Source organism: Bradyrhizobium sp. IAR9, from assembly GCF_013408065.1.
Lineage (GTDB): Bacteria > Pseudomonadota > Alphaproteobacteria > Rhizobiales > Xanthobacteraceae > Bradyrhizobium.
In genome coordinates, this window is the sequence record NZ_JACBZW010000016.1 from 57,312 (window position 1) to 76,621 (window position 19,310).

Here is a 19,310-nt window from a genome sequence, read left to right on the forward strand (position 1 = left end):
AGACGAAGCCTCACCTTGGCAGCTTGGCGATTGCTTCGCTCAGCTCGTGGATTTCGTAGGGCTTGCGCAGGATCGGGAAATCGCCGCGCACGCCGGCGGCGACGTCGCTGTAGCCGGTGGCGAGCAGGATCGGCAGGCCAGGGCGGATCTGACGGAGGCGATGGGCGAGGCTGAGCCCGTCCATCTTGCCGGGCATGACGATGTCCGAGAACACGAAGTCGACGCCGTTTTTCTCGATCTCGCGCAAGGCGGCTTCGGCGTCGGCGACCCGGCGGACATGGTAGCCCAGCTGCTCCAGAAGACCGATGCTGACCAGCGCAACGTCGGGATTGTCCTCGACCAGCAGCACCGTGCCGCTGCCTTGGAAGGATGGTCCCCCAGCCGTCTCTCGCGACGGCGTGTCTTCTCCGCGCGGCAACAGGATGGTGAACGTCGTGCCCTTGCCGAGTTCGCTTGCGACCTTCACCGTGCCGCCGGCCTGATGGGCGAAGCCGTGCACCTGGGACAGGCCGAGGCCGGTGCCCTTTCCGATCGGCTTGGTGGTGAAGAACGGCTCGAAGATCTTGTCGAGAACGTCGGAGGGAATGCCGAGCCCGGTATCGGTGACGTCGATTGCGACGAAGTCGCCGGCGAGGGGCACCTCGTCCAGCACGACATTGTGCGCGCCGATCGTCACCGTGCCGCCGTCGGGCATCGCGTCGCGGGCATTGATGACAAGGTTGAGCATCGCGGTCTCGAGCTCGGAGGCGTCGGTCTTGACCGGCCAGACATCGTGGCCGATGTCGAAGGCCAGGCGTACGGAACTGCCGACGCCGGCATCGAGCACCTCGCGGATCTCCGCGATGCGTTCGGCGAAATCGATCGCCTGCGGATTGACGCTCTGCCGCCGCGCGAAGGTGAGGAGCTGGTTGGTCAGCGCCGCGCCGCGCTTGGTGGCGGTCTCGATCGCCGAGATCGCGCGCTGAACCTTGGCCGCGTCGTCGGGACCCCGCTTCAGCATGTGCAGGCTGCCGCTGATGATCATCAGGAGGTTGTTGAAGTCGTGCGCGACCCCGCCGGTGAGCTGTCCCAGCGCATCGAACTTCTGGGACTCGGCGAGCTGCTTCTGCATCGCCTCGAGCTTGAGCTGCGTATTGCGGCGTTCTGTGATGTCGCGTGTGATCTTGGCGAAGCCGACCAGCTCGCCGTCCTCGTAGATCGGGTCGATCACGACGCTTGCCCAGAAGAAGGTGCCGTCCTTGCGGACGCGCCAGCCTTCCTCCTCATAGCGGCCCTTTTCCCGCGCGATGCCGAGCGCGCGGGCCGGCTTGCCGTTGGCACGGTCGGTCTCGGTGTAGAAGCGGGAGAAATGCTGGCCGAGGATCTCCCCGGGCGAATAGCCCTTGATGCGCTCGCCGCCGATATTCCAACTGGTGATGATCCCCCTGGGATCGAGCATGTAGAGCGCGTAGTCCGCAACTCCCTCAACCAACAGCCGGAAACTGCGCTCGCTCTCGAACAAGTCTCGCTGTTGACTGAACTTTCCGATCATTCCGGGACCCTGCCTCGACGGGAGCAAACGCCACAGAAAGCGGATGGTTCCCTGAAGTTGGGACATTTTTAGGCAGATATCCCGCACCCGTATACGGGACGAAGCCCGCTTGACAAGGGGACGTTATCGTCAGATATTTCTGTAATGACAGAAATAACCGGAAAGAAGAAACTCCCAACCGCCGTCGAGCGCTTCATCCTGCATTGGGGCGACATGGGGGACGAGTGGGGCGTCAATCGCTCGGTCAGCCAGATTCACGGGCTGCTCTATCTCGCCGAGGCGCCGATGACGGCGGAGGACATCGCCGACACGCTCGGCATGGCACGCTCGAACGTCTCCAACTCGCTCAAGGAGCTGCTCGCCTGGAACCTGATCCGGCGCGTGCCGATCCTCGGTGACCGCCGCGACCATTACGAAGCCGAGACCGACATCTGGGAGGTCGCCGCCAGAATTGCGGCGCGGCGCAAGGAGCGGGAGCTCGATCCGGCGATCGCAGCGCTCAGGGCCTGCGTGTCCGATGCCGCCGGCGATCCCACCATCAATCCGGTCGCAGCCAAGCGGCTGAAGGAGATGCTCGCCTTCACCGAGCTCGCCGATCACTGGTTCATGCAGATGCTGAAGGTGCCGCGGCCGCGGCTGGTCGCCTTGATGCGGCTTGGCGAGAAGATCGTCAGCCTGCTGCCGCTGGGCAAGGCCAAATAGCTGAGGAGGGTGCGATGACGTCGGCTCGATTATCAGGCTCCAACGCATCGACCTCCGCTCACACCAAACTGCTCGACGACCGCCGCTTCCGCGCGCTGCTGTCGGACGAGGATTGGGGCCGCCTGCCGCTCGCGACCTGGCGGCGTTTCTCCAAACGCGTCGCGGACGGCGAGAGCGTCGTCTATGTCGGCGTGGTCGACAAGGTCTCCTTCAGCGAGATCGGCTGGTGGTTCGCCCAAGCTGCGCGCCTGATCGGCGGGCCGCTGCCGACCGGCCGTGATACCGGCGTGCCGATGATCGTCACCGTGACCGAGGACGGTACGACCGGCGGTCAGACCTGGACCCGCATCTGCGCGCGCAAGCGCGGTTTTCCGCACGTGATCCATTCCGCCAAGCGTTTTGCCGGTCCGACCGGGCTCGAGGAATATGTCGGCTTCGGCGTCTCGATGGCGCTCCGCACCGCGGTCGAGGACCAGACGCTGACCTTCCGCAGCGCCGGTTATGGGCTCCAGCTCGGACGCCTGTGGATCCCCTTGCCGCGCTGGCTCACGCCGGGCGATCTCACGGTGACGCACCGCGATCTCGGCGAGGGCGCATTCCGCTTCACCCTCGATGTCATTCATCCACGTTACGGCGCGCTGATCCACCAGTCCGCCACCTTCAGGGAGGCCGTATCATGACGCCGCTGTTGTGGACGCTCATCGCCATCCAGATCGTGATGGGCGTGTTCGACACCTTCTATCACCACGAATTTACCGAGCGCCTGGCCTGGCGGGTGTCGCAGCGCTTCGAACTCAAGCTGCATGGCATCCGCAACATGCTCTATGCGCTCTTATTCCTGCTGCTCGGCTGGCTCGAGGTCTATGGCGTGCTCGCAATGCTGGTCGTCGCGATCCTGGTCGCCGAGATCGTCATCACGCTGATGGATTTCGTCGAGGAGGATCTGAGCCGGAAACTGCCGCCGAGCGAGCGCATCAACCACACGCTGCTCGCGATCAATTACGGCGCCATTCTGGTGCTGCTGCTGCCCGTGCTGATCGACTGGGCAATGCAGCCCTTTGGCGTGATCGTCGTCTATCAGGGTCTGCTCAGCATCGCCGCGACCGCCTGCGCGGTTGGTGCCGCGCTCTGCGGCCTCAGGGATTTTGCCGCAATGCGCCGGCTCGGCCGCATGCGCAGCGTTCCCGCCGAGGGACTCGTCGAGAAGCTGCCGGGCCGCAAAACCGTGCTGATCACGGGCGCCACCGGCTTCATCGGCAGTCGCCTCGCGGCGAGCCTCAGCGCCGCAGGGCATCACGTCATCGCGCTGATCCGGAACCCCGCCAAGGCGGAGATGTTGCCGCCGCCGGTCACGCTGATCACCAGCCTCGATCAGCTCGCTTCGGACACACCGATCGACGCCATCGTCAATCTCGCCGGCGAGCCGATCGGCAACGGCTTGTGGACCGAGGCGAAGCGGGCGAAGATTCTTGGCTCACGCATCGACATGACCGGTGAGGTCGTCAAACTGATCGCACGGCTCGATCGCAAGCCCGAGGTGCTGGTCAGCGGCTCCGCGATCGGCTGGTACGGATTGTGGGCCGACCAGGTGCTGACGGAGTCCGCCAAGTCGCACGCCTGTTTCAGCCACGAGCTCTGCGCGGCGTGGGAGAAGGCGGCGCGGCCGGCGGAGGAGCTTGGTGTCCGCGTCGTCTGCTTGCGCATCGGCCTCGTGCTCGGCACCGAAGGCGGCTTCGTCACGCGCATGCTGACGCCGTTCGAGTTCGGCCTCGGTGGTCCCATCGGCACCGGGCGGCAGTGGATGTCCTGGATCGAGCGCGACGATCTGATCCGGCTGATCGCCTATGTGATGGCAACGCCCGATCTGTCGGGCCCGGTCAACGCCACCGCGCCGATCCCCGTCACCAACGCAAAGTTCACCGAGGAGCTCGGCCGCCGCCTGCATCGGCCCGCGATCTTCCGCATTCCCGGCGGCTTGTTGCGCCGGATCGGCGGCGGCTTCGCCGACGAGCTGCTGCTTGGCGGTCAGCGCGTGCTGCCGAACAAGGCGCTGAGCCGGGGCTTTGTATTCCGCCACGAGACGCTGCGTAGCGCGTTCGAGGCGATCCTGTGAGGCATCAGGTCGCGGCCGCACTCCGGAACGTCGCCGCCACCGCGCGCAGCGCCGCGAGCTTGGCGGGATCGCTGACCTTCGAATGCAGCATCACCTTCGAGCTGCCGAGTTTTGGCAGCTTGTGCGCGGGCCCGATGTCGACCAGCCCGGGAGGTGCGATCCGCCGCGCCAGCGGCGCGATCGCAAGCCCGGCAAGCGCCGCCGCGACCACCGCGGTGACGCCGCCGCCGACGAAGCGCTCGCGCCAGGCGAGACCGGCCTTGTCGAGCGCGCGCACGGCGACGGCGCGGACGCCGCAGGGCGGGGCGAGGGTCGCAAGCGGCAGCGCTTCGCCCTTCGGCAGGGTGAAGCGTCGGGACGCGAACCAGCCGAACTCGTCCTCGGTCAGCTTCTCGCCGCCGCGGCGGCTGCCTTCCTGGCGCACGATTACAGCGTCCAGCTCGCCCGCGTCATAGGCGTCCTGCATCTCGCGCGAGAAGCCGATGGTGACGGCGAGGGTGAGATTTGACGACATCGCGTGCAGGCGTTCCAGCAGCGGCACCAGTTCGGGGCCGGCGGCGTGATCGGAGATGCCGAGCGAGAGCGACTGTGCGGTCGGGGCCTCGCCGGACAGCGCGCGGTCATGCGCCGCCATCAGCGCGCGGGCGCGATCGAGGAAGCTGGCGCCTTCGGCCGTGAGCCGGACCGCGCGCGGCGAGCGCTCGACGAGGCGTTTTGCCAGCAATGTTTCCAGCCGCTGCAGTTTGAGACTGACCGCCGCCTGGGTCGTGCCTAGCGCCTCCGCGGCGCGGGTGAAGCTCTGGAGGTCGGCGACCAGCAGGAAGGCCTTGATCGTGGCGATGTCGAGGGTGGCTGTCATTATGGATCGTTATCACTGGTATCAATAGAGATAAGATATCAAAATGACTAGGGAAGGTCTAGCTTCTCACCAACGCCGCGCAAATCCCGCGCTGCATCTTGAGGAGAGCCACCATGCCGCTGATCACCGTGTCCTACACCTCGTCCCGCCAGTCGCCCTCGCTGAAGGCCGAGATCGCCAACGCAGTGTCCGAGCTCACCGCAAAGATCCTGCACAAGGATCCCAAGGTGACTGCGATCATCGTGAAGTCGGTGGAGGCCGGCGACTGGTTCGCCGGCGGCAAGTCGCTCGCCGAGCAGAAGCTTGCCAGCTACTGGATCGACATCCACGTCACCGAAGGCACCAACACCAAGGACGAGAAGGCCGCTTATCTTGCCGCCATGTTCAAGCGCATGGCCGAGATTCTGGGGCCGCTGCATCCCGAGACCTATCTGCATGTCGACGAGGTCAAGGGCGATGCCTACGGTTTCGGCGGCCTCACCCAGGAGCGCCGCTACATCGCCGGCAAGCTCGACGTGTCGCTGCAGGCGGCGTGAGGCTGAAGCCGCGGGTGAGCCATCTCACCCGCGGCCTGATCGTCAGCTTGCTGCCCGGAACTGAACTTCGGAATTGTTCAGGAAGCAATGCTAGGCGGCCGCTTCCGGCACCAACGCTTTGGTCGGCCCGAACAGCTCCTCGAACGCCTGCCGAAGCGCGATGTCGACCTCAGCCATGGTCACGAGCTGGCCGAGATCGACCAGAGAGGTGACGCCGTAGCGGGGATCGACCACGCCGCACGGTACGATGCCGGCGAAATGCGACAGGTCCGGCTCGATATTGATGGCGATGCCGTGGAACGAGACCCAGCGCTTCAGCCGCACGCCGATCGCCGCGATCTTGTCCTCGTAACCTTCGCCCTTGTCGGGCCGCCTGACCCAGACGCCGACCCGGTCCTCGCGCCGCTCGCCGCGGACATTGAAGGCGGCGAGCGTGCGCAGAATCAGCTCCTCCAGGCTCGCGACATAGGCCCGGACGTCCGGCCGACGGCGCTTGAGGTCGAGCATGACATAGGCAACCCGCTGGCCCGGCCCGTGATAGGTGAGCTGCCCGCCGCGCCCGGTGGCGAAGATCGGGAATCGGGGATCGCGCAGGTCGCTATCGTTGCCCGAGGTGCCGGAGGTGTAGAGCGGGGGGTGTTCGAGCAGCCAGACCAGCTCCGGGGCCTCGCCCGCGGCAATGGCGGCGACCCGGGCTTCCATGGCGGCTACCGCCTCCGGATAGGGCACCGGCGCGTCCGAGATTCGCCACTCCACGGGCTGGCCCCGGGACGCCGAAAACGACGTCAAATCCAGCTCTTGGCGCGGGTTTTGGGGCAAATTAACCATTGGCTAACCATAACGTGGTGATCATTGCAGGCGCAAATGCCAAGGCCTTGTTCTAAGTCCTTGGTCCTTGGTCCTTAGTCCCTGGTTGCGGCGGTCCTGACAGTGCCCACTCTCGATAAAGTCACCGTGGATCTCATGGTCGTCCTCGGGACGACCACGATGCCGATCCATCAAGTATTACGTCTTTCCCGCGGCGCCATCATCGAGCTGGACGCAACTGAGGCCGATGAGGTCAAGGTTTTGGCCAATAATCTGCCGGTCGCCTCCGGTGTCGTGCTGGTCGACCGCAACCGGATCGCGGTCGAGGTCAAGCAGATGCTGCCGCGCACGCCGGGGACCCGATAGGGCCCGGTGCACGCGGTCGCGGCCCGGGCATGCGGTAGGGCACTGGACCTGCGGTAAGGCCGGATTCGGGGGAAGGCCGGGAACTTTCCTGCAAAGCTGTGGAATTCAGGGCCTTTGCAGGCTTGTACCCCTCTGATGGATTTGTTAGATCGGCGCCGTTGATCCGGCCGGCCTTCAAGCCTCAAGCCGGCATCCCCAAAGCGCTCGTGGCGGAACTGGTAGACGCGCTGCCTTGAGGTGGCAGTGAGTAAAATCGTGGGGGTTCGAGTCCCTCCGAGCGCACCACCTTCATCCCTTATTATTATTTGGGCTGGATTTCGGCGGCGGCTTCGTGCGCCGCCCATAGATCTGACGGATCATGCGCGCAACCGCCGGCGGGGACGTCCGGCGGGAAGATGCTGTCGTAGATCGCACGGGCCTCGCGGATGAGGCGCTGCCGCTCGAGTTCGGATTTAGAGACGAAGCGGACGATTTTGGTCATTCGCGTTCCACGACTTCGTTCGCGCGCCGCCAGACCGGAAACGGGTCTGCGAGCTTCGCCCATTCCGTGACGTTCATGGCCGGCTTGCCCGGCACAAGGCAGGCGTCCAGGCGTGCGCGGAGCGCGCGCTCGTCCATGCCTGCGCCGATGAACACGATTTCCTGGCGACGATCGCCATAGACGTCGTTCCAATTCGCGCGCAATCGCTTGCGCCAGAACGGGTCGTCCGGCCAGCGTTCCGCAGGCACGCTCGCCCACCAGAATCCAAGGGCCTCGGTGCGCGTGATCGCGCCGGCCTGGCTGATCTCGCCCAGCCATTGCGGCCGCGTTGCCAGCCAGAAATGTCCCTTGGCGCGAATGACGCCGGGCCAGGGCTCTCGCACGAACTTGTCGAATCTTTCGGGATCGAACGGCCGGCGCGCGCGATAGACGAAGCTGCTCACGCCGTATTCCTCCGTCTCCGGCACGTGATCGGCAAAACCGTAGAGTTCCTTGAACCAGAGCGGATGCGCTTGCGCCTTTTCGAAGTCGAACCGGCCGGTGTCGAGAATGCGATCGAAGGCGACCCGGCTGTGGTTGGCTTCAATCAGCTCCGCTTCCGGATTGAGCGCGCGGATGATCTTTCGCGCTGCTTCGCGTTGTGCCGGCGAGGCGTCATCGACCTTGTTGAGCACGATCACGTCGGCAAATTCGATCTGCTCGACGAGGAGATCGACCAGCGTGCGCTTCTCGTTCGCCAGCGCTTCGCCGCGAAGCTCCAGGAAATCCGTCGATGAATAATCCCTCAGCAGATTCACCGCGTCGACCACGGTGACCATGGTGTCGAGGCGTGCCACGTCGGAGAGGCTTTCGCCGTCCTCGGCACAGAAGTCGAAGGTCGCTGCAACCGGCAGCGGCTCGGAGATGCCGGTGGATTCGATCAGCAGATAATCGAACCGGTCGTTTTCGGCGAGGGCGCGCACCTCCTTCAGGAGGTCGTCGCGCAGCGTGCAGCAGATGCACCCATTGGTCATCTCGACGAGCTTCTCGTCAGTCCTGGACAGGTTCGCACCGCCACCACGGACCAAATCCGCATCGATGTTCACCTCGCTCATGTCGTTGACGATCACCGCCACTTTCAGGCCGTGCCGGTTGTTCAGGACGTGGTTCAGCAAAGTGGTCTTTCCAGCCCCGAGGAAGCCGGACAAGACGGTGACGGGGAGTTTTCGCATGGAGATCGAACAGTCTTTTCAAGGGGATAGGGTGACGGTTGGGCATCGGGACCGGATATGTAATATTATAACATTACATTCGTTGTCGACGTCCACGTCAAGCCGTTTTGCGGTTCAGCTGGAGTTACGAACGTTCAACTGATTGTTCTTTGCCCGCACGGAGCGGTTGGGGCAGGCAAAATGCCGGACGTCTCGAAGGATGAGCGGCGGCCCGTTCAGAGGTTGCTCACGACTGCGGCAAGAACACCAGCAGCCAGGCGCCCGCGGCCACACATGCAATCCCCGCAGCGCGCGCGATCCATCGTCCGACCGGCGTAACTTTCTCCAGGAGGACAAGCAGCGCCAAAACCGCGATCCAGAGCACGTTCATCACGCCGCCTACGAACAACAGCGCCATCAAGACCCAGCAGCAACCGACACAATAGCCTCCGTGCCGAAGTCCCAGCAGCAGGCAGCCGCGCAGGTCGCTGCGAAAGCCGCCATGGCGCATCAGGAACAGAAACGGCGACTGGCATTGAGCGAGACAGACGTTCTTCAACGGCGTCCATTGATAGACACCCGCCGCGACCAGCACGATGGCGCCGAGCAGGTTGCTTGCGAGCGCCATCCGGGAATCCAGCAAGGTGGCCCGCTCGACCGCCCATTGGAGAAAGGTGGCTGCCAGCGAAAAGCCGCACCAGGCGAGGAGATAACCGGCGGCAAACCAGCCGGTCGCGGCGAACGGCTTGCCCTGTGCTTTGCCCTGTCGGCCTACGCGGGCGTACATCAGGATCATGGGCGCAGCGGAGGGGGCCATCATTCCGATCATCATCACCGCCCACATCAGGAGCACGTCGACGAACTCGAACGCTCGCCACGGCTCGCTCGTCGGCAGCATGATTCCGATCCCGGCCGGGATCATGCGGAATCCGGTCATGTCCATGCCGCCCATGTCCATGTCGTGGGCGAGCCAGAGCACATAGCTCCATGCCAGCGCGACAATGAGGCCGATCGCGCCGCCGACGATCCAGCGATCGCGACGCAGCACGGTTTCAAGTGGGCTGTCCTTCATTTGCGATCGAAATTGGCGGCCCTGACGCAGGCCGGTATCGGAAGTTTACATCACGCCTGGTTCGACCAGCGGATCGGCGCATAGAGGCCGTTCCTGCCGGAATTATCCCAGCGCATGCCATGATCGCTGAAAGTATTGCCCGCGGCGCCGACGGCCATCACCATGGCATCGGGGCTGACCGGATGGCCGATGTTCGCCCACATCTCCCCGCTCGGATGCATGGTCGGCAGGGGATCGACGGACATGTGCAGGATGCCGGGGATTTCCGCCGACCGCGTCTTGCCGTCGATCCGGAACGTGATCGGGACCTTGCGCACCCCCAGGTTCTTGCTGATCAGCGGCGCGAAGGCGGCCATCGGACCGCCGGCACCGCCGGTGAAGATCGCAGCCATGGCCTCGGTCTGCTCATCATTGGCGCGCTCATCGATATAGGCGGCGATCGACCAATCTCCGTCCGCCATGACCCCAGGTGCGTGGAGGATGACGAGCACATTCAGCCCATCGAGCGCGATATCGCCATAGCGGCCGCTTTCGATGTGGAAGATCAGCGGTACGTTGCAGAAGCCCTCGGTCGGTCGCGCGGTCAATGGAGGCGCCGCCGACACCAGGCAGGGACACACGATGCTGCAACTGCAATTCTCGAAATAGTCACCGGAAAGGTGCCATGGGACATCCGCCATTGCTCGCTCCCGCTAGGCCGAACCCGATAGTTGCTTTCGAACGAGCTACGTAGAGTTGAAAATTACGCCTCGCGACGAAGTCCCGCAATGGGGCTCGGCCGACCTACGGAAAAGTGCACCGATCAGCTGGAACTGCACCTGAACTCTCAACGCGGCCGCCACTCGAGTGCCCAAAAGTCAATTTTCCCTTTGAAATCTCGGATATTTCTGCACTTGATCAGAACATGGCGCGAACCTACTGCGGTTCGATTCCGGCCGCTTTGATGATCCGTCCCCATTTGCCGATCTCGGCTTTCAGGAACGTTTCGAGGGCTTCCGGCGTCGCGCGCTCAGGCTCGACCGGCGCCATGCTGAGCTCGGCAAAGCGGCTGATCAGCGCGGGATCCTTCAGCGCCGTCTGCAGTGCGCCCACGAGATGATCGACGACGGGCTTGGGCGTGCCGCGCGGTGCGTAGAGGCCGTACCAGGTCGTGACATTGAACTCGGGAACGCCGGCTTCAGTCGAGGTCGGCACATCAGGCAGCGTCGCGACACGCGTCTTGCTGGTGATGGCATAGCCTTTGATCGTCTTCGACTGGATGTACGGCGTCGGCCCGGTCGCGGGATCGCAATAGACGTCGATATGGCCGGCGATGACGTCGTTCAGCGCCGGTCCGCCGCCCTTGTAGTAGATCGGGGTGAGCTTGGTGTCCGTGGCGCTCATGAACATCAGGCCGCAGAGCTGCGAGGCCGAGCCGAGGCCGACATTGCCGAAAGTGACCTTGTCACCGGCATTGCGGATGTGCGTGACCAGCTCGCTGAGATCCTTGGCCGGAAAGTTCGGCCGCGCCACCAGGATCATCGGGACGTCGGTGACCAGCCCGATCGGGGCGAAGTCGCCGACCGGGTCGAACGGCAGCTTGGCATAGAGGGCAGGGGCGGTGGCCTGGCCGACATGCATCAGCAGCAGCGTGTAGCCATCCGCGGCCGCCTTGGCGACGCGGTTGGTGCCGAGCGTGCCGCCGGCGCCGACGACATTCTCGATGACGATGGACTGTTTCAGTGTCGCGCTCATGGCGCTGCCGAGGATACGCGCGATGACGTCGCCGGGACCGCCGGCGGAGAACGGCACGATGACCGTGACCGGGCGGGCGGGGTAGTCGTCCGCGATCGCCGCATCGCGAGGGCAGAGCAGGAGGAGCAGGATCAGCGATCGTACGAGAAACTTCATCGAACACTCCCTGGCGGCGTTGTTCTAGTCGTCGGAAGGCGCCGCCTCCTTGGCCGCCGACGATTTTTCGATCATGTCGAGCGCGGCCACCGCAGCCGCATTGATGTGGTCGACGCAGCAACGCTCGGCGAGATCCGGATCGCCGTTCTGGATCGCGCGCCAGATCGCGGTGACCTCGCGAAGGCTCTTGTTGATCCGCTTCGGCTGCGACATCGAGGTGATCCGCAGCAGCTGGATGCGATCGTGCAGCGGCTTGAGCATGCGTTCGATGAAGGCATTGCGGCAGCCGCCGATCAGCGCCGCGTAGAAATCGGTCTTGGCTTCGAGGCTGCCGACGAGGTCCTGCTTGGCGGCGGCGGCCTTCAGCCGTGTCAGGGCGTCGCCGATCCGGCGCGCGACCTCGGGGTCGTGAAGCCTGGCGCATTCGCGGCCGGCGAAGCCCTCGAGCACCGCGCGTGCCGCGTAGAGCTGCCGGGCCTCTTCGAGGCTGATCGTGGACACCACGGGGCCGCGGTGCGGAACCGTATTGACCAGCCCGTCGGCTTCGAGCGCACGCAGCGCTTCGCGGATCGAGGGGCGGCTGACGCCCATCATCTCGCAAAGCTCGCGCTCGACCAGGCGCTGGCCCGGCTTCAACGTTCCCGACATGATCGCCTCACGCAGCTTCTGCGCCACCATCGCCCGGACGGTCGGGACGTCCTCGATGCGGAGTGTCGACTGCAATTCGCGGCGTCTTTCCATGTCCGGGTCCTGTTCGGGAAAACTCAGTACCGGTTTACAGGCAGAATCATCATTTCGGCAATTTGAACGTGGGCGGGCTGGTCGAGCGCGAAGACAATGGAGCGGGCGATATCGGCCGGATCGAGCGCCATCCTGAACTGGTCGAAATAGTCCTTTTCCTTCTGCGTATCGCCGCGGTAGCGGGTCAGGATGATATTGGTCCGGGTCAGGCCGGGCTGCAGCTCGGTGACCCGGATCGCGGTTTCCGCCAGCTCGCCCCGGAGGGTCTCGGTGAACATGTGCACGCCCGCCTTGCTGGTGCTGTACGCCGCCATGTCGGGCACGATCCGCACCGCGTTGATGGAGCTGATGTTGACGACATGACCGGCGTTGCGCTGGACCATGCCGGGAAGGATCGCGCGCGTGACGCGCATCAGGCCGATCAGATTGGTCTGGATGATGTTGGACCAGTCGTCCGCAGAACCGATGTCGAAGCGCGTCCGGCCGCCGATGTCGTGGCCGGCATTGTTGATGAGAATTTCGACCGGCTTGAAGTGGGCGGGAATGGCGTTCGGCAGGGCATCCACAGCCTTGGCATCGCTGATGTCGAGTTGGATCGGAAATACCGCGTCGCCGCACGTTGCCGCGAATTCCTGCAGCGCCTTGGCGTCGCGATCGACCAGCACGACGCGGCGGCCGCTGTCGAGCAGCGCCTTGGTGATGGCCCGTCCCATACCGCCGGCGGCACCGGTCAGCACGACGGTTTGTCCCGATTGTTCAGTCATCGCAGCACTCCCATTCCAGTTCTCATGCAACCGACCAGCCGCCGTCGATCGGCAGGCTGGCGCCGGTGATGTCGTTTGCGGCCGGGCCACAGAGAAAGACGACCATGGCGGCGACCGCATCCATTTCGACGAAGCGCTGCGTCGGCTGGCGCTCGCCGAGATAGTCGCGCGTCACGTCCTCGACCGGACGATCGCTGTTCGATGCCATCGTCGCGATCTTGTTCAGGATGGCGGGTGTCGGCAGCGTGCCGGGGCAGAGCGTGTTGCAGGTGATGCCGCTGCGCGCCGTCTCGATGGCCACCGCGCGGGTCATGCCTGCGATCGCTGTCTTGGTGGTGACGTAGTCGATGCGGTCCTCGACCGCGCGGCTTGAATAGATCGAGCCCATATTGATGATCCGGCCCCAGCCGCGCTGCTTCATCGCCGGCAGCGCCAGGCGGATGAGGTGGAACGGCGCCGACAAATTGACGGCGAGGGCCTGATCCCAGCGCTCGGGCGGAAACTGGTCGATGGCAGAGAAATGCCGCACGACGGCGTTGTTGACGAGGATGTCGATGGCGCCGCAGCGATCGAGCAGGTCCGCCATCATGGGCTCGATCGCCTCGCGCCGGGACAGATCGGCGCCGGCTGCGATGACCTCGACGCCGAAGCGGGCGCGCAGATCATCTGCGACCTGTTTCGGCTGAGCGAGATCGTGCAGGACGATATTGGCGCCCGCGCCGGCAAGGCCCTCCGCGACGGCGAAGCCGAGGCCCGCGGTCGCACCGGTCACGAGTGCCCATTTGTCCTTCATCGCAGCCACGCTCCGCTATGTCTTGTCGAGCTCGGCGAAGACTTCCTTCGCATTCCGGAACGCATCGACGCCCGCCGGCACGCCGCAATAGATCGCGACCTGCATGAAGACCTCACGGATCTCCTCCTTGGTCGCGCCATTGGCGAGCGCGCCACGGACATGGGTCTTCAGCTCGTGCGGGCGATTGAGCGCGCAGAGCATTGCGAGGTTGAGGAAACTGCGTGTCTTGCGGGTGAGGCCCTCGCGGCCCCAGACGTAACCCCAACAATATTCCGTGGTCAGATCCTGCATCGGCCGGTTGAAGTCGTCCGCGGATGCGATCGCCTTGTCGACGAATTCGTTGCCGAGCACGCTCTTGCGGATTTCGAGGCCGCGGTCGTAGGTCGCCTTGTCCATTGTGGTCTCCGTTTCTTGGTTTGGCGTTGTCAGCTCTTAGGTCAGCTCTTGGGCCAGAACGGTTTTGCCAGGGCGAGTTCGGGCGGGAACACCGTGACTGGAATGCCGGCTTGCCACTGCACGATGGTCATGCCCGCGCCAACGCGGCGGCCTTTCTCGTCGAACTTGATCTCGCCCAGCGGGTAATATTTCGAGGGGCCGCCATCCATGGTGCGCAGCGCTTCGCCGACGGCGACGCGATCGGCCTTGCCGGCCTTCTCCAGCGCGTCCTTGATCACCCACATGTCGCCATAGGTGGAGATCGCGTTCTGTGTCATCCACGGCTCCTTGTAGCGGGTCTTCAACTCGGCGATCAGCGCCTCATGGCCCTTGGCGCCCCAGCTGGCAACGCAGGTCAACACGCCCTGGAGCAGCTCGGGGCTGACGGTCTGCAGCATGTCGGGCTCGGCGATCGCGATGCCGAACGAGATCGTCGGCACCTTGCCCTGGCCGAGGCCGAACTCGTTCATCTTCTCGAGCAGCAGCTTTGCGTCCGAGATCACGGTCGGCAGGAAGAACAGTAAATCGGGCTTGGCCGAACGGATCTTCTGCACCAGCGATGTCGCATCCGCCAGCGGCGGCGTGAACGTCTCGTCGACAATCAGCTGCAGCTGGTTCTCCGCCAGCAGGCCGTCGCGCATCGCCTTGGCCGAGGCGATCGAGGCCCCCGTGTTATCGGTGAGGATGGCGACCGTCTTCGGCCGCTTGCCGGAAGCCGTCTCCGCCAGCTTGATGATCTGGGGCAGCGCCTGTCGTGCCTGCGATCCCGCCGTGGCTGCGGTCTGGAACACGTATTTGAATCCGCGCTCGGTGATCAGGTCGGAGTAGGAGAGGGTGAGCATCGGCAGGTTGGCGCGCTCGGTCACTTCAGTCACGGCGAGGGTGAACGAGGACAGATAGGCGCCGCTGGCCGCGACCAGATCGGTCTCCTGCGCCACCATGCGCTGTGCCGCGTTCTTGGCCTTCTCGGTGGTGTCGCCGGAATCCAGCACCACGAGCTTCAGCTTGGCGCCGCCGAGCGCCTTGACGCCCCCTTGCGCGTTGATGTGGTCGATCGCCATCTCGGCGCCTTCGCGCATCACCGTTCCCGGACGGGCATAGAGCCCCGAGATCGGCACCAGCAGGCCGACCTTCACTTCAGACGGTTGCTGCGCCCAGCCGGCGCGGGACGCGATCAGCGTGCCGGAGGCGCCGGCCAGCAGCGTTCGCCGCGATATCGTGATCTTGCTCTTGGCAGTCATGACAATTCTCCTCCCTGAAAAATTGCGCGACGTTGTCAGGATTTCTTCGGCCAGAACGGCTGCGCCTGCGCGAGCTCGGGCGGATAAACGGTGACAGGCACGCCCGATTGCCATTGCACGATGACGACGCCGGCGCCGACCCTGCGGCCCTTCTCGTCGAATTTGAGCTGACCGCCCGGATAATATTTCGACGGACCGGCATCCATGGTGCGGAAGGCCTGCGCGACCGCGTTGCGGTCGGCCTTGCCGGCCTTCTCCAGGGCTTCCTTCATCAGCCACATGTCGCCATAGGTCGAGATGACGTTCTGCGTCATCCAGGGCTCCTTGTATTTGGTCTTGAGCTCGGCGATCAGCGCCTCGTGGCCCTTCGAGCCCCAATTGGCGACGATGGTCATGATGCCTTGCACCGTCTCCGGGCTCACGCTCTGCAGCATGTCGGGCTCGGCGATGGTGATGCTGAAGGACACGGTCGGGATCTTGCCCTGGCCGAGGCCGAACTCGCTGATCTTCTCGAGGCCCAGCTTGGCGTCCGACACCGCATTGGGCATGAACAGCAGCAGGTCGGGCTTTGCCGAACGAACCTTCTGGATCAGCGGCGTCGCATCCGACAGCGGCGGGGTCCAGACTTCCTCGACGACCAGCTGGAGGCCCTCCTGCGCGAACAGCTTTTCCTTCAGCGCCTTGGCGGTGGCCACCGACGTCGCGGTGTTGTCCATCAACATCGCCACGGTCTTCGGCTTCTTGCCCGAGGCATTCTCGGCGAGCTTCATCAGCGTCGGCAGGCCGAGCTCGGACTGGCGGCTCGCGGTCGCGGCGGTCTGGAAGATGTATTTGAAGCCGCGGTCAGTCAGCAGGTCCGAATAGGACAGCGTCAGCACCGGCAGTTCGGCGCGCTCGGTCACCTCGGTGACGGCCAACGTGAAGGAGGAAAGATAGGAGCCGGTGGCGGCGACCAGATCGGGCTCCTGCGCCACCATGCGCTGCGCCGCGTTCTTGGCCTTCTCGGTGGTGTCGCCGCAGTCGATCACGACCAGCTTCAGCTTGGCGCCGCCGAGCGCCTTGATGCCGCCCTGCGCGTTGATGTGCTCGATGCCCATCTCGGCGCCCATCTTCATCACCTGGCCGGGGCGGGTGTAGATGCCCGACAGCGGCACGATCAATCCGACCTTGATCTCGCCAGGTGCCTGCGCGCGCGCTACACCGGCGAGGCCGACGGCCGCGGCGCCGGAGAGCACGGTGCGGCGCGTGAGGCCCGTCGATATTTTACTCTTCGATGTCTTGTCCATTTTGTTTGCTCCCTGGTCCCTGTTTTTTATCGTCGTCACATGCCGAGATAGGCCTTCCGCACGCGGTCGTCGGCGCGCAGCGTGGCGTTGTTGCCTTCGAGCACGACGTGTCCGGCTTCGAGGACATAGCCGTGGTCGGCGGATTCCAGCGCTTCCGCGACGCGCTGCTCGACCAGCAGCATGGTCAGCCCGGACTGGCGCCGGATCTCGATCAGCCGCTCGAAGATGAAGTCCGCGGTCGAAGGCGCGAGCCCCATCGAGGGCTCGTCCAGCATCAGAAGCTTCGGGGAGGAGGCGAGGCCGCGGCCGATCGCGAGCATCTGCTGCTGGCCGCCGGACATCGTGCCCGCGAATTGATCGCGGCGCTCCTTCAGCACCGGCAGCCATTCGAAGATGCGCTCGATGTTGGCCTGCCAGTTCCGCCGGCCGCTTTCGGTCATCGCGCCCATCTCCAGATTCTCCATCACGGTCAGTGACGGGAAGACCTGGCGTCCCTCCGGGACATGGGCGATGCCGAGATGGGCGCGCTGCGGCGGCGGCACCGCGAACAGATCGACGCCGTCGAACGTGATCGCGCCGCCACTCGGCTTGACGATGCCGGAGATCGTCTTGAACAGCGTGGTCTTGCCGGCGCCGTTGGGTCCGACGATCGCGACGAACTGGCCCGCGCCGACATTGATCGAGACGTCGTTCAGGACGGGCTTGGCCGAATAGCCCGCGCTCAATCGCTCAATTCGCAGCATGGCCCACCCACTTTTTGCCGAGATAGGCCTCGATCACGCGATTGTCGCGCGTCACCACTTCCGGCAGGCCTTCGGTGATGACGGCGCCGTGGTCGAGCACGAGGAAACGATCGACGAGGCGCACCATCGCCTGCATGGTGTGCTCGATGATCGCGATGGTCATGCCGTCGCGCGCGAGCTGCTGGATCACGGCGACGACCTCGTCGGCCTCGCCGTGGCCGAGGCCCGCGAGTGTCTCGTCGAGCAGCAGGATGCGCGGCTGGCCGGCGATCGCGCGGGCCAGCTCCATCAGCCGCAGCTCTTTGGTCGAGAGCTCGCCGGCGACACGGTCGGCGACGGCAGAGAGCCCGACGCGGGCGACCGCGTCGGCGGCAAGCTTGCGGGCTTCATCGTCGGAGCGGGCGCGCACATAGGCCCCAACCACGACATTGTCGAGGATCGACATGCGCAGGAACGGCCGCATCACCTGGAAGGTGCGGCCGATACCGGCCTCGCAGATCACGTGCGGCCGCTGGCCCGACATGTTGCGGCCGTCGATCAGCACCTCGCCCTGGCTCGGCTTGAGGAAGCCGTTGAGGAGGTTGAACAGCGTGGTCTTGCCGGCGCCGTTGGGGCCGATGATGCCGAGGATCTCGTTCTCGTGCAGCTTGAAGCTGACGTCCTGCACGGCCTTGAGGCCGCCGAAGGACCGCGAGAGGTTCTTCACTTCGAGCACGACCTCGCCGGTGGCGGCACGCTGTCGCGCAGCCGGCTTCAGGGCCGTCACGTTGGCAGCTGCTGCTTCCGGTGTATCACTGACCGCCGCCTTGGATGCGGTGCGCTTGCGCAGGAGGTCGCGCAGCTTCCAGAACAGGCCTTCGGGCGCGAGCAGGATGACGCAGACGATGGCGATGCCGAAGATGACGCCCTGAATGCCGGGGATGCGCGCGCCGGCTTCGGCGTGCAGGATCTCGGCGAGCGGGATCAGGATCACCGAGCCGATCACCGGGCCCCAGACCGTGCCGACGCCGCCGAACATCGCGACCGTCAGCGCCTGCGCGGACACCAGCATGCCGAACACCGATGCCGGGGTCACGACCAGCAGCACCTGCGCGTAGAACCCGCCGATGGCGGCGGCAATCGCCCCGCTGAGCGTGATCGCGCGCAACTTCCAGGCCAGCGTGTTGATGCCGGCCGCTTCGGCCGCGGCCTCGTTCTGCTTGATCGCGAGCAGCGCCATGCCGAAGCGCGATCGCTCGATCACCTGCGTCAGAACGATGGTGGCGAGCATGAGCGCCAGCCCGAGCAGCGTGTAGAGGTGCGGATCGGCGAACTGCATGTAGGCGATCGGCGCCTCGCGCTTGATCGGAAGCGTCACCTCCTGGAAGCCGAGCCATTCGAACACGTAGAGAATGGCGAGCGGGTAGGCGAGCATCGCCAGCGCGAAGTAGTGGCCCTGCAGGCGGAAGGTCGGAAAGCCGATCAGGAGCCCGGCGATGCCGCCGAGCATGGCGGCGACCGGGATCAGCAGCCAGGGCGAGATGTCGAAATAGATCTGGCCGAGCGCGGTCGCGTAAGCGCCGATCCCGAAGAAGGCGGCATGGCCGAACGAGATCAGGCCGGTGTAGCCGCTGAGCAGGTTCCACGACAGCCCGAACACCGCCCACACCGGGACCAGCGTCAGGATGAGCTGATAGTAGGAGTTAGTGACGCCGAGCGACACGACCGCATAGGCGAGCGTGAAGAGCAGGGGAGGCAGAAAGGATCGCATCCGGAGCATG

21 protein-coding genes and 1 tRNA gene are annotated in these 19,310 nt (G+C 64.9%); 6 read left to right on the top strand and 16 right to left on the bottom strand.

The window, feature by feature from the left end; genetic code table 11:
* Positions 1-10 precede the first annotated feature (10 nt).
* Positions 11-1,531 carry a PAS domain-containing sensor histidine kinase gene (locus tag GGD67_RS32460; protein WP_018320638.1) on the bottom strand — a complete coding sequence of 507 codons (1,521 nt, stop codon included), beginning with the start codon at positions 1,529-1,531 and terminating at the stop codon, positions 11-13.
* Positions 1,532-1,675: 144 nt separating this feature from the next.
* On the opposite strand from GGD67_RS32460, the gene GGD67_RS32465 reads away from it, so the two are divergent.
* Genes GGD67_RS32465 through GGD67_RS32475 form a run of 3 tightly spaced genes read left to right on the top strand, consistent with a single transcriptional unit; the run spans position 1,676 to position 4,346 of the window.
* Positions 1,676-2,233, top strand: a complete 558-nt coding sequence (locus GGD67_RS32465; RefSeq protein WP_179738510.1) for a GbsR/MarR family transcriptional regulator — start codon at positions 1,676-1,678, stop codon at positions 2,231-2,233.
* A 14-nt stretch (positions 2,234-2,247) separates the two neighbouring features.
* Positions 2,248-2,913, top strand: coding sequence for a DUF4166 domain-containing protein (locus GGD67_RS32470; protein WP_179738512.1), 666 nt, complete (start codon positions 2,248-2,250; stop codon positions 2,911-2,913).
* Positions 2,910-4,346, top strand: coding sequence for a TIGR01777 family oxidoreductase (locus GGD67_RS32475; RefSeq protein WP_179738514.1), 1,437 nt, complete (start codon positions 2,910-2,912; stop codon positions 4,344-4,346). The genes GGD67_RS32470 and GGD67_RS32475 overlap by 4 nt, the downstream gene beginning before the upstream one ends.
* A 4-nt stretch (positions 4,347-4,350) precedes the next feature.
* Here GGD67_RS32475 and GGD67_RS32480 read toward each other — a convergent pair whose 3' ends face one another.
* Complete coding sequence (locus GGD67_RS32480) at positions 4,351-5,205, bottom strand: LysR substrate-binding domain-containing protein (RefSeq protein ID WP_179738516.1); 855 nt, start codon at positions 5,203-5,205, stop codon at positions 4,351-4,353.
* Positions 5,206-5,318: 113 nt separating this feature from the next.
* On the opposite strand from GGD67_RS32480, the gene GGD67_RS32485 reads away from it, so the two are divergent.
* Positions 5,319-5,741: a 4-oxalocrotonate tautomerase family protein gene (locus tag GGD67_RS32485; RefSeq protein WP_018320633.1), complete on the top strand. Its 423-nt coding sequence runs from the start codon at positions 5,319-5,321 to the stop codon at positions 5,739-5,741.
* A gap of 90 nt (positions 5,742-5,831) precedes the next feature.
* Here GGD67_RS32485 and lipB read toward each other — a convergent pair whose 3' ends face one another.
* Entirely contained in the window at positions 5,832-6,569 is a 738-nt protein-coding gene (lipB, locus tag GGD67_RS32490; RefSeq protein WP_179738518.1) for a lipoyl(octanoyl) transferase LipB, read from the bottom strand.
* Between the two features lie 102 nt (positions 6,570-6,671).
* Between lipB and GGD67_RS32495 the strand changes: the two genes are divergently transcribed.
* Positions 6,672-6,914, top strand: coding sequence for a FliM/FliN family flagellar motor switch protein (locus GGD67_RS32495; RefSeq protein ID WP_011088012.1), 243 nt, complete (start codon positions 6,672-6,674; stop codon positions 6,912-6,914).
* A 200-nt stretch (positions 6,915-7,114) separates the two neighbouring features.
* A tRNA-Leu gene (locus tag GGD67_RS32500) sits at positions 7,115-7,199 on the top strand.
* Positions 7,200-7,215: 16 nt separating this feature from the next.
* On the opposite strand, the gene GGD67_RS32505 is transcribed toward GGD67_RS32500, so the two are convergent.
* The 13 genes from GGD67_RS32505 to GGD67_RS32565 all read right to left on the bottom strand — a co-directional run bounded on the left by GGD67_RS32505 (position 7,216) and on the right by GGD67_RS32565 (position 19,309).
* Positions 7,216-7,395, bottom strand: coding sequence for a hypothetical protein (locus tag GGD67_RS32505; protein WP_179738455.1), 180 nt, complete (start codon positions 7,393-7,395; stop codon positions 7,216-7,218).
* Positions 7,392-8,606: a zinc metallochaperone GTPase ZigA gene (zigA, locus tag GGD67_RS32510; RefSeq protein ID WP_179738520.1), complete on the bottom strand. Its 1,215-nt coding sequence runs from the start codon at positions 8,604-8,606 to the stop codon at positions 7,392-7,394. The genes GGD67_RS32505 and zigA overlap by 4 nt, the downstream gene beginning before the upstream one ends.
* 226 nt (positions 8,607-8,832) lie before the next feature.
* Entirely contained in the window at positions 8,833-9,657 is an 825-nt protein-coding gene (locus GGD67_RS32515) for a DUF2182 domain-containing protein (protein WP_179738522.1), read from the bottom strand.
* Positions 9,658-9,707: 50 nt separating this feature from the next.
* Positions 9,708-10,337, bottom strand: coding sequence for a DUF1326 domain-containing protein (locus GGD67_RS32520; RefSeq protein ID WP_179738524.1), 630 nt, complete (start codon positions 10,335-10,337; stop codon positions 9,708-9,710).
* Positions 10,338-10,572: 235 nt separating this feature from the next.
* Complete coding sequence (locus tag GGD67_RS32525) at positions 10,573-11,547, bottom strand: tripartite tricarboxylate transporter substrate-binding protein (RefSeq protein ID WP_018320629.1); 975 nt, start codon at positions 11,545-11,547, stop codon at positions 10,573-10,575.
* Positions 11,548-11,571: 24 nt separating this feature from the next.
* On the bottom strand, positions 11,572-12,288 hold the full coding sequence (locus tag GGD67_RS32530; protein WP_018320628.1) for a GntR family transcriptional regulator: 717 nt from the start codon (positions 12,286-12,288) through the stop codon (positions 11,572-11,574).
* 23 nt (positions 12,289-12,311) lie between these two features.
* Positions 12,312-13,052 carry an SDR family oxidoreductase gene (locus GGD67_RS32535; protein WP_179738526.1) on the bottom strand — a complete coding sequence of 247 codons (741 nt, stop codon included), beginning with the start codon at positions 13,050-13,052 and terminating at the stop codon, positions 12,312-12,314.
* A 22-nt stretch (positions 13,053-13,074) separates the two neighbouring features.
* Positions 13,075-13,845 (bottom strand): SDR family oxidoreductase, encoded by a 771-nt coding sequence (locus GGD67_RS32540; protein ID WP_179738528.1) that lies wholly within the window; start codon positions 13,843-13,845, stop codon positions 13,075-13,077.
* 15 nt (positions 13,846-13,860) lie between these two features.
* On the bottom strand, positions 13,861-14,241 hold the full coding sequence (locus tag GGD67_RS32545; RefSeq protein ID WP_179738530.1) for a carboxymuconolactone decarboxylase family protein: 381 nt from the start codon (positions 14,239-14,241) through the stop codon (positions 13,861-13,863).
* 41 nt (positions 14,242-14,282) lie between these two features.
* Complete coding sequence (locus GGD67_RS32550; protein ID WP_179738532.1) at positions 14,283-15,521, bottom strand: ABC transporter substrate-binding protein; 1,239 nt, start codon at positions 15,519-15,521, stop codon at positions 14,283-14,285.
* A 35-nt stretch (positions 15,522-15,556) separates the two neighbouring features.
* The gene (locus GGD67_RS32555) at positions 15,557-16,807 is read right to left on the bottom strand and encodes an ABC transporter substrate-binding protein (protein WP_179738534.1); all 1,251 of its coding nucleotides are present in this window, start codon (positions 16,805-16,807) and stop codon (positions 15,557-15,559) included.
* Positions 16,808-16,842: 35 nt separating this feature from the next.
* Positions 16,843-17,550, bottom strand: a complete 708-nt coding sequence (locus tag GGD67_RS32560) for an ABC transporter ATP-binding protein (RefSeq protein ID WP_179738536.1) — start codon at positions 17,548-17,550, stop codon at positions 16,843-16,845.
* Positions 17,537-19,309 carry an ABC transporter permease subunit gene (locus GGD67_RS32565; RefSeq protein WP_179738537.1) on the bottom strand — a complete coding sequence of 591 codons (1,773 nt, stop codon included), beginning with the start codon at positions 19,307-19,309 and terminating at the stop codon, positions 17,537-17,539. The genes GGD67_RS32560 and GGD67_RS32565 overlap by 14 nt, the downstream gene beginning before the upstream one ends.
* Between the last annotated feature and the right edge of the window lies 1 nt (position 19,310).

Bases quoted from the DNA above. Each gene is read 5' to 3' on its own strand.
- GGD67_RS32465 (WP_179738510.1), top strand. From the start codon at position 1,676: ATGACAGAAATAACCGGAAAGAAGAAACTCCCAACCGCCGTCGAGCGC.
- GGD67_RS32475 (WP_179738514.1), top strand. From the start codon at position 2,910: ATGACGCCGCTGTTGTGGACGCTCATCGCCATCCAGATCGTGATGGGC.
- GGD67_RS32485 (WP_018320633.1), top strand. From the start codon at position 5,319: ATGCCGCTGATCACCGTGTCCTACACCTCGTCCCGCCAGTCGCCCTCG.
- lipB (WP_179738518.1), bottom strand. From the start codon at position 6,569: ATGGTTAATTTGCCCCAAAACCCGCGCCAAGAGCTGGATTTGACGTCG.
- GGD67_RS32560 (WP_179738536.1), bottom strand. From the start codon at position 17,550: ATGCTGCGAATTGAGCGATTGAGCGCGGGCTATTCGGCCAAGCCCGTC.
- GGD67_RS32555 (WP_179738534.1), bottom strand. From the start codon at position 16,807: ATGGACAAGACATCGAAGAGTAAAATATCGACGGGCCTCACGCGCCGC.
- GGD67_RS32525 (WP_018320629.1), bottom strand. From the start codon at position 11,547: ATGAAGTTTCTCGTACGATCGCTGATCCTGCTCCTCCTGCTCTGCCCT.
- GGD67_RS32565 (WP_179738537.1), bottom strand. From the start codon at position 19,309: ATGCTCCGGATGCGATCCTTTCTGCCTCCCCTGCTCTTCACGCTCGCC.
- GGD67_RS32460 (WP_018320638.1), bottom strand. From the start codon at position 1,531: ATGATCGGAAAGTTCAGTCAACAGCGAGACTTGTTCGAGAGCGAGCGC.
- GGD67_RS32470 (WP_179738512.1), top strand. From the start codon at position 2,248: ATGACGTCGGCTCGATTATCAGGCTCCAACGCATCGACCTCCGCTCAC.
- zigA (WP_179738520.1), bottom strand. From the start codon at position 8,606: ATGCGAAAACTCCCCGTCACCGTCTTGTCCGGCTTCCTCGGGGCTGGA.
- GGD67_RS32530 (WP_018320628.1), bottom strand. From the start codon at position 12,288: ATGGAAAGACGCCGCGAATTGCAGTCGACACTCCGCATCGAGGACGTC.
- GGD67_RS32480 (WP_179738516.1), bottom strand. From the start codon at position 5,205: ATGACAGCCACCCTCGACATCGCCACGATCAAGGCCTTCCTGCTGGTC.
- GGD67_RS32505 (WP_179738455.1), bottom strand. From the start codon at position 7,395: ATGACCAAAATCGTCCGCTTCGTCTCTAAATCCGAACTCGAGCGGCAG.
- GGD67_RS32540 (WP_179738528.1), bottom strand. From the start codon at position 13,845: ATGAAGGACAAATGGGCACTCGTGACCGGTGCGACCGCGGGCCTCGGC.
- GGD67_RS32545 (WP_179738530.1), bottom strand. From the start codon at position 14,241: ATGGACAAGGCGACCTACGACCGCGGCCTCGAAATCCGCAAGAGCGTG.
- GGD67_RS32520 (WP_179738524.1), bottom strand. From the start codon at position 10,337: ATGGCGGATGTCCCATGGCACCTTTCCGGTGACTATTTCGAGAATTGC.
- GGD67_RS32535 (WP_179738526.1), bottom strand. From the start codon at position 13,052: ATGACTGAACAATCGGGACAAACCGTCGTGCTGACCGGTGCCGCCGGC.
- GGD67_RS32515 (WP_179738522.1), bottom strand. From the start codon at position 9,657: ATGAAGGACAGCCCACTTGAAACCGTGCTGCGTCGCGATCGCTGGATC.
- GGD67_RS32550 (WP_179738532.1), bottom strand. From the start codon at position 15,521: ATGACTGCCAAGAGCAAGATCACGATATCGCGGCGAACGCTGCTGGCC.